The sequence below is a fragment of the Mycobacterium sp. SMC-15 genome (genome assembly GCF_045310925.1).
GTDB lineage: Bacteria > Actinomycetota > Actinomycetes > Mycobacteriales > Mycobacteriaceae > Mycobacterium.
Genome location: NZ_JBJIAJ010000003.1, coordinates 243339 through 259024, shown reverse-complemented (window position 1 = coordinate 259024; position 15686 = coordinate 243339). Strand labels below are relative to the sequence as shown.

13 protein-coding genes are annotated in these 15686 nt (G+C 69.3%); 7 read left to right on the top strand and 6 right to left on the bottom strand.

Translation table 11 applies throughout. The annotated features are described in order from the left end of the window. The 5 genes from ACJH71_RS06265 to ACJH71_RS06245 are packed head-to-tail and all read left to right on the top strand — an operon-like array spanning position 1 to position 4176. Positions 1-792 carry an ABC transporter permease gene (locus tag ACJH71_RS06265; protein WP_406757141.1) on the top strand — a complete coding sequence of 264 codons (792 nt, stop codon included), beginning with the start codon at positions 1-3 and terminating at the stop codon, positions 790-792. Then, the gene (locus tag ACJH71_RS06260; RefSeq protein ID WP_406757140.1) at positions 789-1904 is read left to right on the top strand and encodes a sulfate/molybdate ABC transporter ATP-binding protein; all 1116 of its coding nucleotides are present in this window, start codon (positions 789-791) and stop codon (positions 1902-1904) included. Before ACJH71_RS06265 ends, ACJH71_RS06260 begins: the two co-directional genes overlap by 4 nt. 37 nt (positions 1905-1941) lie before the next feature. Continuing rightward, positions 1942-2802, top strand: coding sequence for an alanine and proline-rich secreted protein Apa (locus ACJH71_RS06255; RefSeq protein WP_406757139.1), 861 nt, complete (start codon positions 1942-1944; stop codon positions 2800-2802). A gap of 18 nt (positions 2803-2820) precedes the next feature. Beyond that, entirely contained in the window at positions 2821-3114 is a 294-nt protein-coding gene (locus tag ACJH71_RS06250; RefSeq protein WP_406757138.1) for a GlsB/YeaQ/YmgE family stress response membrane protein, read from the top strand. Positions 3115-3147: 33 nt separating this feature from the next. Continuing rightward, positions 3148-4176 (top strand): zinc-binding alcohol dehydrogenase family protein, encoded by a 1029-nt coding sequence (locus tag ACJH71_RS06245; protein WP_406757137.1) that lies wholly within the window; start codon positions 3148-3150, stop codon positions 4174-4176. 78 nt (positions 4177-4254) lie between these two features. On the opposite strand, the gene ACJH71_RS06240 is transcribed toward ACJH71_RS06245, so the two are convergent. The 3 genes from ACJH71_RS06240 to ACJH71_RS06230 all read right to left on the bottom strand — a co-directional run bounded on the left by ACJH71_RS06240 (position 4255) and on the right by ACJH71_RS06230 (position 7968). After that, complete coding sequence (locus ACJH71_RS06240) at positions 4255-5022, bottom strand: lysostaphin resistance A-like protein (protein WP_406757136.1); 768 nt, start codon at positions 5020-5022, stop codon at positions 4255-4257. A gap of 79 nt (positions 5023-5101) precedes the next feature. Then, a complete protein-coding gene (locus ACJH71_RS06235; protein WP_406757135.1) occupies positions 5102-5512 on the bottom strand; it encodes an MmpS family transport accessory protein in 411 nt (136 codons plus the stop codon). 5 nt (positions 5513-5517) lie between these two features. Next, entirely contained in the window at positions 5518-7968 is a 2451-nt protein-coding gene (locus ACJH71_RS06230) for a phosphoketolase (RefSeq protein WP_406757134.1), read from the bottom strand. On the opposite strand from ACJH71_RS06230, the gene ACJH71_RS06225 reads away from it, so the two are divergent. After that, positions 7963-10404: a CoA transferase gene (locus tag ACJH71_RS06225; RefSeq protein ID WP_406757273.1), complete on the top strand. Its 2442-nt coding sequence runs from the start codon at positions 7963-7965 to the stop codon at positions 10402-10404. The two genes, ACJH71_RS06230 and ACJH71_RS06225, sit on opposite strands and share 6 nt — an antisense overlap. A gap of 10 nt (positions 10405-10414) precedes the next feature. Further along, the gene (locus ACJH71_RS06220; protein WP_406757133.1) at positions 10415-11893 is read left to right on the top strand and encodes an acetyl-CoA acetyltransferase; all 1479 of its coding nucleotides are present in this window, start codon (positions 10415-10417) and stop codon (positions 11891-11893) included. Positions 11894-11910: 17 nt separating this feature from the next. Here the strand turns inward: ACJH71_RS06220 and ACJH71_RS06215 are convergent, their stop codons facing one another. The 3 genes from ACJH71_RS06215 to ACJH71_RS06205 all read right to left on the bottom strand — a co-directional run bounded on the left by ACJH71_RS06215 (position 11911) and on the right by ACJH71_RS06205 (position 15673). Beyond that, on the bottom strand, positions 11911-13143 hold the full coding sequence (locus tag ACJH71_RS06215; RefSeq protein WP_406757132.1) for an NAD(P)/FAD-dependent oxidoreductase: 1233 nt from the start codon (positions 13141-13143) through the stop codon (positions 11911-11913). A gap of 17 nt (positions 13144-13160) precedes the next feature. After that, positions 13161-13796: an endonuclease gene (locus ACJH71_RS06210; protein WP_406757131.1), complete on the bottom strand. Its 636-nt coding sequence runs from the start codon at positions 13794-13796 to the stop codon at positions 13161-13163. A gap of 62 nt (positions 13797-13858) precedes the next feature. Further along, the gene (locus tag ACJH71_RS06205) at positions 13859-15673 is read right to left on the bottom strand and encodes an NAD-binding protein (protein ID WP_406757130.1); all 1815 of its coding nucleotides are present in this window, start codon (positions 15671-15673) and stop codon (positions 13859-13861) included. Positions 15674-15686: the final 13 nt, after the last annotated feature.

Genomic DNA, 15686 nt, shown 5'->3' with positions numbered 1-15686 from the left:
GTGGTCGGCCGGCCTGATCACCTGCCGGGCTGGGTCTATGTGCCCGCCGCGATCGGTGCGGCGTTCGTGGTGTTGCCGCTGGTGGGGATTGCAACCAAAGTCGACTGGCCACATTTCTGGTCGCTGATCAGCAGTCCGTCGGCCACCACTGCGCTGGGACTGAGCCTGCGCACCGCCGCGGCCAGCACGGTGCTGTGTCTGCTGCTCGGCGTGCCGATGGCGTTGGTGCTGGCGCGCAGCCATGCGCGGGTGGTGCGCCTGCTACGGCCGCTGGTGCTGTTGCCGCTGGTCCTGCCACCGGTGGTGGGTGGAATTGCCCTGCTGTACGCATTCGGCCGGCTCGGATTGCTGGGACGCTATCTGGAGGCCGCCGGAATCCATATCGCGTTCACCACCACCGCGGTGGTGCTGGCACAGACATTCGTGTCGCTGCCGTTTCTGGTGATCGCCCTGGAAGGCGCGGCGCGGACCGCCGGCGCCGACTACGAGACGGTGGCGGCCACGCTGGGTGCCCGGCCCAGCGCGGTGTGGTGGCGGGTCACGCTGCCGCTGCTGACTCCGGGCCTGATCTCGGGAGCGGTGCTGGCATTCGCGCGCTCCCTCGGGGAATTCGGGGCGACGCTGACTTTCGCCGGCTCCCTTGAAGGCGTCACCCGGACGTTGCCGTTGGCCATCTATCTACAGCGAGTGTCGGATGCCGACGCCGCGGCGGCGATGTCGCTGTTGCTGGTGGCTGTCGCCGCAGTGGTGGTGCTGGGACTGGGCGTTCGGCGACTGGGCGGGATCAGATGACCGCCGAGTCCGGGGGGCTCAGCGTGGTGGCGGTGATGGCGCAGCGCGGCTTGGACGTGCGGTTCAGCGTTGCGCCGGGCGAAGTGTTGGCGGTCTTAGGGGCGAACGGCGCCGGCAAGTCCACCCTGCTGCATGTGATCGCGGGTCTGCTGCGGCCCGATGAAGGACTGGTTCGCACGGGTGATCGGGTGCTGACCGACACCCGGGCCGGGGTGCAGGTGGCCACCTGCGAGCGCCGGGTCGGGTTGCTGCTGCAGGATCCGCTGCTTTTCCCGCATCTGAATGTGGCGGCCAATGTGGCGTTCGGGTCGGGGCGCGGGCGTCGCCTCGACCGGCGCCGGGGGCACGCTCGGGCGGTCGCGGCGCCGTGGTTGCGCGCGGTCGACGCCGAGGGGCTGGCCGAGCGGCGGCCGCGGCGGCTCTCGGGAGGGCAGGCGCAGCGGGTCGCGATCGCGCGTGCGCTGGCCGCCGAACCGGAGGTGCTGTTGCTCGACGAGCCACTGGCCGGGCTCGACGTGGGAGCGGCGGCCGCGGTACGCACCGTGCTTCGCGACGTGCTCAGTGCGGCCGGTCGCACCACCGTGCTGGTCACCCACGACCTCCTCGACGTATTCGCGTTGGCTGACCGGGTGCTGGTGCTGGAGTCCGGCCGGGTCGCTGAGATCGGTCGCACCGCAGATGTATTGGCCGCGCCACGTAGTCGGTTCGGGGCACAGATCGCCGGATTCAATCTGGTGGCGGGGGTCCTTGACGGCGATGGCGTACTGCGCACCGGGTGGGGGGACAAGTGGTACGGGACCGCCGATGACGGTGTGAGCGCGGGCCGGCCGGCAGTCGCGGTCAGCACACCTCAGGCGGTGGCGGTGTACCGGGAGCCGCCGCGCCACGGCAGTCCGCGCAATCTCCTGGCGGTGACCGTGGCCGAACTCGCGGTACGCGGCAGCACGGTTCAGGTGCGCGGTGTGGACCAGCCCGACGGTGCGCCGGGACTGGCGGCAGACATCACCGCAGACGCGGCGGCGGAACTGCGCCTGACGCCGGGGGAGACGGTCTGGCTGGGGGTCAAAGCCCAGGAAGTGACGCTGCGCGCGACACACCTCGGCACGGCGTAACTTGCGTAGCGATGGCAACGCGGTAGGTTTTTCTGCCATGAAGCAGGTGGACCTGACCTCCAGGGGAATTCGGGCGATGGCCGCGACCGCGGTCGCCGGTGCGTTGGCGTTCGCCGTTGCGGCGCCGGTATACGCGGACCCGGTGCCGCCGCCGCCCCCCGCACCCCCGGCCTCCGCGGATGCCCCGGCAGCCGACCCGAACGCCCCGGCTCCGCCCGCCGAGCCCGCCGCTCCCGAGGTGGGCCGCGTCGACGACGTCGCGGGCGGGTTCAGTTTCGTGCTGCCGGGCGGCTGGGTGCAGTCCGACACCAGCCACCTTGAATACGGTTCGTCGCTGTTGAGCAAGAAGACCGGCGAGCCGATGCTGCCGGGGCAACCGGCGCCGGTGGCCAACGACACCAGGATCGTGCTCGGCAAGCTCGACCAGCGGCTGTACGCCAGCGCTGAGGCGGACAACGCCAAGGCCGCGACCCGCCTCGGATCGGACATGGGCGAGTTCTTCATGCCCTACCCGGGAACCCGCGCCAACCAGGTGAACGCGCCTCTCACCGGGGGCGGCCTGACCGGCAGCGCGTCGTACTACGAGGTCAAGTTCACCGACCCGGCCAAGCCGGTCGGCCAGATCTGGAGCGGCGTGATCGGTGTGCCGCCGGCCGAGGGCACCGGCCCGCAGGCCGAGCGGTGGTTCGTGGTGTGGCTGGGCACGGCCAACAATCCGGTGGACACCAACGCGGCGATCGCGCTGGCCGAGTCCATCCGGCCGCTGGGCGCGCCCCCCGCGGAAGCAGCGCCCGCACCGGCGCCGGGCATTCCGGGAATCCCGGCACCGGCGCCCGCTCCGGCACCCGCGCCCGCCCCGGCCCCCGCCCCGGCCCCGGCCCCGGCACCTGCTGCGTAAACCCCGCTGATCACGCCCATGGCCGGAAGCTACCTCGCTGCTGCACTGTCCACGCCGACGTCGGTCAGCTGGCTGGCGTATGTCCTGATCGGCGGCGTCGCCGGCTGGTTGGCGAACCGCATCATGAAGCGCGGCGGATCGGGGATCCTGCTCAACGTCGTGATCGGGGTGATCGGCGGATTCATCGGCGGCATGCTGCTCGGCTGGCTCGGTGTCGACGTTGAGCACGGCCGCAGGTGGTTCACCTTCTTCGTCTCGCTGGGCGGGGCCATCATCTTGCTGTGGGTCGTCGGACTGGCTCGCCGCAGGTAGCCGTCCCGGCTCTCGAACGCGCACCATAGGTCTATGGCGTCGCAGATGGCCGGTGTGTCGATGGCGGGATGGCGTGTCCAACGGCCCGGCCCGATAGCCAACCGACCACTCGAGCGGGTCAGCACCGCGGTGCCGCGACCGCAGCCCACGGAACTGCTGGTGGCCGTGCATGCCTGCGGCGTGTGCCGCACCGACCTGCACGTCGCCGAAGGAGACCTTCCCGTACACCGGACCGGTGTGATCCCCGGCCACGAGGTGGTCGCCGAAGTCGTCGAGGTCGGTGCCGAGGTCGGTGACGAGTTCGCGGTGGGGGACCGGGTCGGAATCGCCTGGCTACGACACACCTGCGGAACATGTCGCTACTGCCGGCGAGGCGACGAGAACCTCTGCCCGCAGTCGCGCTACACCGGCTGGGATGACGATGGCGGCTATGCCGAATTCGCCACCGTGCCAGCGGCTTTCGCGCTGCGCCTGCCCGGCGGCTACAGCGACACCGAGTTGGCGCCGTTGCTGTGCGCGGGCATCATCGGCTACCGGTCCTTGCAGCGAGCCGACCTGCCCCCGGGTGGGCGGCTGGGGATCTACGGGTTCGGGGGCAGTGCGCACATCACCGCGCAGGTCGCCCTCGCCAGCGGCGCCGAGGTACACGTGATGACCCGCGGTGAACGTGCGCGGGGACTGGCTCTGGAGCTGGGCGTTGCCTCGGCCCAGGGAGCCGCGGATCCGCCACCGGTGCCGCTGGACTCCGCGATCCTGTTCGCGCCGGTCGGCGAGCTGGTGCTGCCCGCCTGTCAGGCACTGGACGCCGGCGGAACCCTGGCCATTGCCGGCATCCATCTCAGCGACATCCCACCGCTGAACTACCAGCGTCACCTGTTCCGTGAGCGTCAGATCCGGTCGGTCACGTCCAACACTCGCGCGGATGCCCACGCTTTCCTCGACTTCGCCGCCGCGCACCACATCGACGTGACCACGCCGGTGTACTCGCTGGGCGAGGCGGACCGGGCCCTGGCGGACCTGGCTGCGGGCCGGATCGCCGGTGCGGCAGTGCTGTTGGTCTGAACCGGGGCGCTATGCGGGGTTCATGCGGCGGTCCCAGCTTCGGCTCTCCTTCGTCGAGCCTCGCTGAACCGCCGGGGCTCAGCCAGACACCTGCCACACCAGTGCGGCCGCCAGCGCCCCGACGCCATTGAGCGACCAGTGCAGCGCGATGGGCGCGATCAGGCTGCCGCTGCGCCGCCGCAACCAGCTGAACACGAAACCCGCGGCCCCGGTGGCCAGCACCGCGAGCGTCACGCCGGCCAGCATGCCGAAGAACCCGCCCCCAAGAATGCGGGTGAATCCGACGTTGCTGCTGGTCAGACCCAGGGAGGTGGCGACATGCCACAGGCCGAACAACAGCGAGCCGGCCGCGGCCACCCCACGAAACCCCCAGGCCCGGTGCAGTGCGCCGTGCAGCGCACCGCGAAACGCCAACTCCTCGGGGATCACGGTCTGCAGCGGGATGACGACCATCGATGCCACCAGCGCACCGGAAACCGTGGCGTAGTGGTTGTTCAAGAACATCGGCCGGGTCACCGGCAGCATCACGCCGATCGCGATCACCGACACCACGACCACTACCGCGGCCAGCGCGTAGCCAAAGCCGGCCTTCCAATGCGCGCGGCCCAGGCCCAGCTCGCTCCAGCTCAGGCCGTTGTAGCGGACCAGGGCGATCAAGCCGACCGCGGTGGCCGGGACAGTGGCAACCGCGGCCCACGGGGTGGTGAAGTGGGCGATCAAATTGGCGAGCGCCAGTACCACCACGACGACGGCGACGTCGACGAAGGCGCGGAAGTGATTCAGCGCCGAGAGTTGCGACACCAATGGGTGCCGCCCCCAGGGCACCGCGAACTCGTGGCCAGACATTGGACCGAATTCTACGCGCGACGGCGCTTCGGGGGCGGTGGCGTCATTGGGGACGCCCTACCGACGGGTCAGACTCGGCCTACTTGGGGCCGTGCGTCTCGCACAGCACCCGCGCCGGGTTGCCGGTGGCGGTGTTCTCGCTGACCACCTTGCCGTTGACGGTGACCGTGCAGGTCAGGGCGCCGGGACCGGCGCTCTGGGCGCTCAGCGAGTAGGACGCCGGACTGGCCGCGTTCGTCATCGAGCCGGTCAGCTGAATGGACCACGGCAGGGGGGCGTTGGTGGCGTGCGCCTGACCGTTCTGGCCCTGGTAGGTGATGTAACTGGCGACCCCGGTACCGGTGAGGTCGTAGCGGACCGGCACCTTGGTGTGGTCCGGCGTGGCGCCGGCCGGCCCGGCACCGGCGAGGGTGGCCGACGCGACGAGGGCGCCGAGGAGCAACGACATCGCCTTGCGGGGCATCCGGACCGGTGCGGGGTGAGCAGTCATGGCCGTCACCTTATCTCCCCGCCGCTGGGGTCTGCGCCCGATCGCCAGGTCCAGTTGGTGATCCGCGGATCGTCTTCCCCGTGCTCGCGGGTGTAGAGCCGCGCCGCCATTCGCGCATCGACCATCTGCTGGCGCAGCACCGCGTGGCGACCGCCCAACCGCGGCACCCGGTCGATGACGTCCATCACCAAGTGAAAGCGATCCAGATCGTTGAGCATCACCATGTCGAACGGTGTTGTCGTGGTGCCGCGTTCGCGGTACCCGCGCACATGCATCTGGTCGTGGTTCGCCCGCGAGTAGGTGAGCCGGTGGATCAGCCAGGGGTAGCCGTGATAGGCGAAGATCACCGGCTTGTCGCGGGTAAACAGCGCATCGAACTCGTTGTCCGGCAACCCGTGCGGATGTTCGGTCGTCGGTTGCAGGCGCATGATGTCCACGACGTTGACCACCCGCACGGCGAGATCGGGCAGTTCATCGCGCAGAATGTCGGCGGCGGCCAGGGTTTCCAGCGTCGGAATATCCCCGGCGCAGGCGAGCACCACGTCCGGCTCACCGGTGGTGGTGCCGGCCCAGTCCCAGATCCCCAGTCCGCGAGTGCAGTGCGCCACCGCTGCCGGCATATCCAGGTAGGTCAGAGCGGGCTGCTTGCCGGCGACGATCACGTTGACGTAGTTCCGGCTGCGCAGGCAGTGATCGGCCACCGACAGCAGCGTGTTGGCGTCCGGCGCCAGGTAAACCCGCACCACTTCTGGCCGTTTGTTGGCGACCAGATCGATGAACCCGGGATCCTGGTGCGACGCCCCGTTGTGGTCCTGGCGCCAGACGTGGGAGGTCAGCAGGTAGTTCAGCGAGGCGATCGGCGCTCGCCACGGGAGTTCGCGGCTGACGGCCAGCCACTTGGCGTGCTGGTTGAACATCGAGTCGACGATGTGCACGAACGCCTCGTAGCAGTTGAACAGCCCGTGCCGGCCGGTCAGCAGATAGCCCTCCAGCCAGCCCTGGCACAGGTGCTCCGAGAGCACTTCCAGGACTCGCCCGTCCGGGCCCAGGTGATCGTCACCGGGAACGGTCTGCGACAACCAGACCCGGTCGGTCGTGTCGAAGACCGCCGAGAGCCGGTTGGAGGCCGTTTCGTCCGGACCCATCAACCGGAACCGGTCACGGTTGCGGTCGATGACATCGCGCAGGAAGGTGCCGAGCACCCGAGTGGCCTCATGCATCTCGGTCGCGGGCTCGGTCACCGGCACCGCGTAGTTGCGGAAATCAGGCAGGTCCAGATCGCGCAGCAGCAGCCCTCCGTTGGCATGCGGGTTGGCGCTCATCCGCCGGTGCCCGCGCGGCGCCAGCGCCGACAGCTCCGGCACCAGGCGTCCGGAGGAGTCGAACAGTTCCGCCGGGCGGTAGCTGCGGAGCCAGTCCTCCAGTTGGCGGCGATGCTCGGGGTCGGTACGGGTCTGTGCGAGCGGCACCTGATGTGCCCGCCAGGTTCCCTCCACCTGTTGTCCGTCGACCACCTTCGGTCCGGTCCAGCCCTTCGGGGTGCGCAGCACGATCATCGGCCACACCGGCCGCATCGACGAGCCCTCGGCGCGCGCGGCTCGTTGGATCGCCGCGATGTCGTCGAACGCGTCATCGAGGGCGGCGGCGAGCAGTTGGTGTACGACGGCGGGGTCGTCGCCGGCGACGGTGATCGGCCGGTACCCGTAACCGCGTAGCAACGACTCCAATTCTGGCTGCGGAATACGAGCCAGCACAGTGGGATTGGCGATCTTGTAGCCGTTGAGATGCAGAATCGGCAGCACCGCGCCGTCCACGGCGGGGTTGAGAAACTTGTTCGCGTGCCAGCTGGCAGCCAGCGGTCCGGTCTCGGCCTCGCCGTCGCCGATCACGCAGGCGACCACCAGTTGCGGGTTGTCGAAGGCGGCACCGAATGCATGCACCAGCGCGTAGCCGAGCTCGCCGCCTTCATGGATGGAGCCCGGCGTCTCGGCCGCCACGTGACTGGGAATCCCCCCGGGAAAAGAGAACTGCCGGAACAACTTCCGCAGCCCGTCGACGTTCTCGCCGATGCCGGTGTAGACCTCGCTGTAGGTGCCCTCGAGGTAGGCGTTGGCGACCAGCGCCGGTCCGCCGTGGCCGGGCCCGGTGACGAAGACGACGTCGGCGTCGCGGTCCCGGATGATCCGGTTCAGGTGGAGGTAGAGCAGGTTCAGCCCCGGCGTAGTACCCCAATGCCCCAGCAGTCGGGGCTTGACGTGCTCGGCCCGCAGCGGCTCGGCCAGCAGGGGATTGTCCAGCAGATAGATCTGGCCTACGGAGAGATAATTGGCGGCCCGCCAGTAGGCATCGAGGCGGGCCAGTTCATCGTCGGAGAGTGTGGGCTTAGGTGGAGTCGCGTTGGCTGCACTCACCTTTTCCATTGTCGCGCCCAACTCCGAACCCGGCAACCGATTCATTACCCTGACTGCGTGCTGCTGAAATCGGTTCGTGTGCTCGATCTGGCCGGCGGCGACGCCGACGCGGTCACCCGGTTGCTCGCCGATCTGGGGGCCGATGTGCTCAAGGTGGAACCCCCCGGCGGCAGTCCGGCGCGTGCCGCCGCTCCGCTGCTGGGCGGTGTGAGCATCGCATTCGCGCTGCACAACGCCAACAAGCGCAGCATCACCCTGGACCCCATCGACGAGCGGGACCGCCGCCGCTTCGAGGAGTTGGCGAGCACCGCCGACATCGTGGTGGACAGCGGCCTGCCGGGCCGCGCCGCGGACTTCGGGACCTCCTGTGGTGAGCTGGCCGACCGGTTCGCTCACCTGGTGACGATGTCGGTCACCGATTTCGGGACGAGCGGGCCGCGCTCACAATGGCAGGCCACCGACGCGGTGCTCTACGCACTCTCCGGCGCCCTGTCCCGGTCGGGCCCCACCACCGGGACCCCGGTATTGCCGCCCGACGGGATCGCCTCGGCGACCGCGGCGGTGCAGGCTGCCTGGGCGGTGCTGGTCGCCTACTACAACCGGTTGCGCTGCGGAACCGGGGATTACATCGACTTCTCCCGGTTCGATGCGGTGGCCACCGTGCTCGACCCGATATTCGGCGCGCACGGCCAGGTCGCCGCGGCCCAACGCGCATCAAGCCGCTGGCGCGGGCGGCCCCGCAACCAGGACGCCTACCCGATCTACCCGTGCCGCGACGGCTACGTCCGGCTCTGCGTCATGTCGCCGCGCCAGTGGCGCGCACTGTGGAGCTGGCTGGGGGAGCCGGCCGAGTACGCCGACCCCAAATTCGGCGTGATCGGCGAACGGTTCGCGGTCTGGCCGCAGATCAGTGCCCTGATACGGGAACTGTTCGCCGGCCAGGACATGGCGGATCTGGTCACCGCCGGGCAGGCCCGCGGTGTGCCCATCGCCGCAGTCGGCGATCCGGCGCAGGTACTGACCGAGGAACACTTCGCGGCCGCGGCGGCGGTCACCCGGACCGAGCTGGCCCCGGGGCTGCCCGCGGTGATCCCGACCGGCTACTACGTGGTCGACGACCAGCGCGCCGGTTTTCGGACCCCGGCCCCGACCGTCGGCACGGCGGACGCCGGATGGCTGGCCGAACCGTTGCCGGAGCACACCTTCGGTGGCGCCGTGGGCGCCCGGCCGTTCGAGGGTCTGCGGATCGTCGACCTGGGAGTGATCGTCGCCGGCGGCGAGGCCAGCCGGCTCTTCGGCGACCTGGGCGCCGAGATCATCAAGGTGGAGAGTGCGGCCTACCCCGACGGGCTGCGGCAGGCCCGCCCCGGTTCGGCGATGAGCGAGTCATTCGCCTGGACACACCGCAACAACTCCGGGCTCGGCCTGGATCTGCGCAGCCCGGCCGGCAAGGAGATCTTCACTCGCCTGGTCGGGGCCGCGGACGCGGTGTTCGCCAACTTCAAGCCGGGAACACTTGCCGCCCTGGGCTTTTCCTACGATGCCTTGCGTGATATCAACCCGCGGATCGTCCTCGCCCAGAGCAGCGCGTTCGGTGAGACCGGGCCGTGGAGTGACCGGATGGGGTACGGCCCACTGGTACGTGCCACCACCGGGGTCACCGCACTGTGGACGGCCCCGGAGGGGTCCAGCGACACGGAGCGCCATCCGTTCTACGACGCGACCACGGTCTTCCCCGATCATGTGGTCGCGCGAGTCGCGGCGATCGGGGCGCTGGCCGCGCTGATCGCGAGCCGGCGCACCGCCGCCGGCAGCCACGTCCACGTGTCGCAGGCCGAGACCGCGGTCAACCAGCTCGACACCAGCTACGTGGCCCGCGCCGCGGGCTCGGCCGTCCAGCCGGACACCGCGGTGGATCTGGTCTGCCCGTGCATCGGCGACGACGAATGGTGTGTGATCTCGATCCGGACCGACGCCGACATGCGTGCTGTCGCTGCGGCTTTCGGTGACGACGCGTTGGCCGGCGAGTCAAGCTTCAGCATCGGTGCCGGTCGCGCGGTCCACCATGCGCAGCTGGCGGCGGCGTTGGGCCGCCACACCGCGGTCCTTACCCCCGCCGGGGTAGCCGAACTGCTGCAGGGCCGCGGCGTGGCCGCCGCGCCGATGAGCCGGCCGCCCGACGTCGCCGACGACCCCCAGCTGGCACACCGCGCGGTGTTCGCGCCCATGACCCACCCCCTGATCGAACATCCGCTGCCGGCCGAAACCGGCCCCGCCCCCTTCCGCAACATCCCGGTGGCGCCGCAGCGGCCCGCGCCGCTGCCCGGTCAGGACACTCGGGAGATTTGCCGCAAGCTGCTCGGGCTCGACGACGGCGAGACCGACCGGTTGATCGCCGACGGCGTGCTGTTCGCCGGCGGTTCAGCGAGGCTCGACGGAGGAGAGGCGAAGCTGGGACCGCCGCAGGAACTCGCGGATTAGTCTGACGTCCATGCCTGTCGACCCCCGGACACCGGTGCTGATCGGCTACGGCCAGGTCAACCACCGCGACGACACCGACGCGATAGAACCCGTCGATCTCATGGTGGCCGCGGCGCGCCACGCCGCCCACGACCGGGTGCTGCGCGCCGTCGACTCGATTCGGGTGGTCAACCTGCTCTCGGCGCGCTACCGCGATCCGGGCGTACTGCTCGGACAGCGGATCGGGGCGCAGCGCCCCGCCACCCGGTACAGCCCGGTGGGCGGCAACGTGCCGCAGGCCCTGGTGAACCAGGCTTGCCTGGATATCCGCGACGGTCGAGCCGGCGTGGTGCTGGTAGCCGGGGGCGAGACGTGGCGCACCCGGACCAGGCTGCGGCGTGCCGGCGCGAAACTGGTCTGGACGCAGCAGGACGACTCGGTCCCGATGGCCCGCTGCGAAGGCGAAGACGTGCCGATGGTCGGCCCGGCTGAAGAGCGCATCGGATTGGACCGGCCCGCCTACGTCTATCCGCTTTTCGAACAGGCGTTGCGCATCGCCGCGGGGGAGAAGGTCGAAGACCACCGCCGGCGCATCGGTGACCTGTGGTCGCGGTTCAATGCGGTCGCCGTCGACAACCCGCACGCGTGGATCCGGTACCCGGTCACCGCAGAGGAGATCTGGCAGCCGGGCCCGAAGAACCGGATGATCAGCTGGCCCTACACCAAGTTGATGAACTCCAACAACATGGTCGATCAGGCGGCCGCGCTGGTGCTGACCTCGGTCGAGACCGCTACCGAGTTGCGGATCCCCACCGAGAACTGGGTTTTCCCCCAGGCCGGTGCCGACGCCCACGACACCTACGCCATTGCCGACCGCGCCGAACTGCACCGATCGCCGGCGATCCGGATCGCGGGGGCCCGGGCATTGGAGCTGGCCGGCGTCGCCGGTATCGGCGAGATCGATCACGTCGACCTGTACTCCTGTTTCCCGTCCGCGGTGCAGGTTGCGGCGGCCGAACTCGGGCTGCCCACCGATGATCCCGGCCGACCGCTGACCGTGACCGGCGGGCTCACCTTCGCCGGTGGCCCGTGGAACAACTACGTCATGCATTCGATCGCCACCCTGGCAGAACTGCTGGTGGCCAATCCCGGGCGGCGCGGCCTGATCACCGCCAACGGCGGTTACCTGACCAAACACAGTTTCGGCGTGTACGGAACGCAGCCGCCGCCGGCCGGATTCCGTTGGGAAGACGTGCAACCCGAGGTGGACGCCCAGGCCACCCGGCCATCGGTGGTGCAGTGGCAGGGCGCCGGCGAGGTGGAGTCCTGGACCACACCGTTCGACCGCGACGGGCAGCCGCTGCAGGCGTTCCTGGCGGTCCGCACCCCAGACGGGGCACGGACCCTGGCGGTGATCCGGGACCCCGATTCCGCCGAAGCGACCGTGCGCGAGGACATCGCTGGTGCCGCGGTCGACGTGCACGAAGACGGCACCGCGACGTTGCGTTAGCCCCCGGGCGCCGGCGCCTAACTCGACAGGTCGCCCAGCGGTACCCCGGCGTCGGCCAGCCGGTCCGGATGGACCGGGACCTGGGCGTTGATCAGGGCCTTGATGTCGTCGAGGCCCTCCCAGATGTTGACATTCATCCCGGCGAGCACGCGATTGTCGTCGTCGAGCCAGAAGCTGGTGTATTCGCGGCCGGTGGGTTCACCGCGAAACACCACGCGGGCGTAGTGCGGCGCATAGCCGACGTATTCCATTCCGAGGTCGTACTGGTCGGTGAAAAAGTAAGGCAGTTCGGTGTATTCGGCCACTTCGCCGAGCATGCCCGCCGCAGCGACAGCGGGTTGCTTGAGGGCGTTGGCCCAGTGTTCGGTGCGGATCCGGGTGCCGAACAATCGATGCTGCGCGGCCGCGATGTCGCCGACGGCGTAGATGTCGGGGTCGCTGCTGCGCAGCCCGGCGTCCACCAGGACGCCACCGTCACCGGTGGAAAGGCCGGCTTGCTCAGCCAGTTCGATGTTGGGCTGCGCGCCGACTGCGACGAGCACCGCGTCCGCGCGGATCTGCGAGCCGTCGCCCAACCGCAGGCCGGCGGCGGCACCGCCGGCGGTGGTGATCTCGGCGACCGTCGACCCGGTACGCAGGTCGACGCCGTGCTCGCGGTGCAGGTCGGCGAAGACCGCGGCGTTCTCCGCGCCGAGGCCGGCCAGCAGCGGCAGGGCGGCGCTTTCCACCACGGTGACGTCGACTCCGCGCTGGCGTGCGGCGGCGGCCACCTCCATACCGATCCAGCCCCCACCCACCACCGCCAGCGAATCTCCGCCCGCCAGCGCCGAATCCAGCGCGGACGCGTCCTCGACGGTCCGCAGATAATGCACGCCGGGGGCGTCGGCGCCCGGGAGCGGTATCCGCCGAGACCGCGAGCCCGTCGCCAACAGCAGTTTGTCGTAGCCGAGGCTGGTGCCGTCGGCCAGCGTGACGCTGCGACCTGGCGGATCCGCGCCGATGACGCGGAGGCCCAGCCGCAGGTCGATCTCGTGTTCCCGATACCAGGACACGGGTTTCACGGTGAAGTCGTCAAGGGTCTTCTTGCCCGCAAGGAACTCCTTGGACAGTGGCGGGCGCTCGTAGGGCAGCTGGTGCTCCTCCCCGACAAGCACGATGGTTCCATCGAAGTTCTTGTCGACGAGGGCTTCAGTGGCCCTGGCCCCGGCCAGGCCGGCGCCGACGATCACAAACGTGGTCGATGTAGACACGTGCTGTCCTCTGCTCGTCATTCGCTCAGTCGCTCGCGGACGCCGGCGTCGGCGGAGTAGCGCACCAGCGCCGCGGCGAGTTCGGCATTGCGGCCCTGCGACAGTGCCCCGAGTTGGTTTGCATCACTGGGCAACCCGAGATCACGCGCGGCATCCAGCGCGCGATCGTCGAAGGTGGAGCGGGCCCACGGCCAGACGTCTTGGACTTCGCGGAGAAAGATGCTGGCGCCGACATCACCGATGCCCTTGAAGGCCTTCAGTGCTTCGGTGGCCGCTGCGACATCGCGTCCACTGCGTTCGGCCAGCAGCCGAAGGTCACCGCCGTAGTCAGTCTGCACCGCTTCGGCCAACTCGACGAGCATGGTGGCCGAGCTCTCGTCATAGCGGCGGTAGTGTGCCCGCGCCATGGCGTCGATCAAGGTCTGTCGATCGGCTTCGAGGAGTTTGTGCGGCGTGCGCAACCCACTCTTGAACAGCTCGTGGGCAGCACGGGCAGCGACGGTGGCGTCGATGGGCTTGCTGGCCAGCATGCACAGCATCAGCAGCTGGAACAGCGGCATCGGTTGATTGCGCAACCGGATGCCGGCCTCCTGGGCATAGGTCGTACCCGCACGCCGCAATAGCCGACGTACCAGTTCCTTGTGGGCAATCACAGCAGCGCATATACCCGGATTCGCCGGGGCGAAAACCCGGCGTGACCTGCCCTGCGCGACTGCTAGTGCAAAAGGCTGCGCACCGGATATCTCGGCGCGGTCTGTGCCACGTCGATGATCTCCAGACCGACGGCCGCCAGCATCTCCGGGATGGCCCGCACGAAGATCCGGTCGACCTCAGCGACCTCGGGTGGCAACTGCGCCATCGGCACCAGGTGCGGGTCCTTCTTCAGCACCGGGTCCTCCTCACCCAGGGTCCAACCGGCGGCGAGTTTCTCCTGCATCCAGCGGTCGTGCTCCATGGTGCCCAGCTTGTCCATCTCGTCATCGGTGAACTGGAAGTCCCTGGCGTGCCAGTTGCGCAGCGGCGCGATCACGCATCCAATGCTGCGCAGCTTCACCCCGATGTGCCGAGCCTGGGCCCGACTGGAGTTCTTGAGCGCATCCGCCAATTCCGGCCAGGGCGGGGGTGCCGGCGCACCCGCGGGTTGCATCAGGCAGTACCGGCGGTGGATCTCCTGGGCAACGGCCTCCAGCGATCCGCCCTCGACGAGCTCCACGGTGCAGGTCTCCTGCAAGGTCCGGAAGACGGTGACCCCCGAGCCGCCGAGCGCCTGCTCCTCGAGCAGGTCGGCCACGCCGTACGCGCGTGAGATGGTTGTGACCACCGGTACCGCGTTGTCGAGGGCCCGACGCAGGTTCAACGCCGACTCGACGTTGCGTTCATCGTGGTAACCGGTCACGTAGGCCTGGGTAATAGGCCAGTCGGTGTCCTGTGCCACCCGATCGATGTCGCGCACGGAGGCCGGTGAGCAACGGAACTCGCAGACCTCATCGAGGGCGGGGTAATCGGCGAGCAGCTTGGCCAGTTTTTCGGCCGCATGGTCGTCGATCACCGTTACCCGCAACCTCTGGTCGCCCACGCGTTCCTGGTGCCATTGGCGAGCGGCCTGGAACACCAGCCCCGACCCGATACCGTCGAGGTGGGCGACCGCAATGTGGGGCCGTTGCGCGGTCCGCAGCGGATGCCTGTTCAGCAGCAGTCGGGCGCCGACCGTGTCGATGTTGAAGAAGTCGACGACCAACCGGTCGTCGCCGCGGTTGAACTCCGCGAGCCGCAACAGCACACACAGTCCGGGGTCCTCGATGCGTGCCAGGCAGCGCAAGTGGTCGTTGCTCGAGCGGCCGAAGATCCGGCGTCTGCTCTTGGAGTCATCGGCTAAACGTCTTGCCAGCGTGACGATTTCGGTGTTGGCGACGCTGTCCGAAGTCACCGCGAGCAGCCGGGCCGCGCGCCGCGTTCCGGCGGATTCGAGGGTCGCGCTGAGCTGGGCATCACCGATGACGACCGGGAAACCCCAGTTGCGGCACGTCCGTATCCGAGGGTTGGCCTCGTCGGACTCGATGACCACGGCCCGATATCCCGCCGCGCGCAGCGCGCGGACGAATTCGAACCCGGCGTAGCCCAGACCGCAGACCACCACATGCCCCTTCTTGAACGGAATAAGCAGCTGCTGGACTCGGTCTCGAAACACCGACACCAGCGCGATGAGCGCTGCCCACCCGGCTACCACCGGAGCCAGGAAGCGGGCGACGTCCAACGCGAGGCCCACGTGGTTCTCCGGCTGCGGAGCCGCGTGCAGGAAGAACAACTTGACGGCGCCATAGACCGCGTCGGAGTACGAATGCCCGCCGCCCTCATAGGAGCCGTAGCCCCAGAGGCCCAGCACGAAGGCAATGATTCCCGCTGGGATCAGCAGCCAGTACCAGTGGGGATCGGTCAGACCGGTCAGAACCTTGTGCTGCAGGGTCTCCGGCGGCGGGGCTTCGCGCCCGGGCTTTGCCGGAGCACTCGATTCGGCCGCACGACCGGTCATCGGCGTTTCTCCT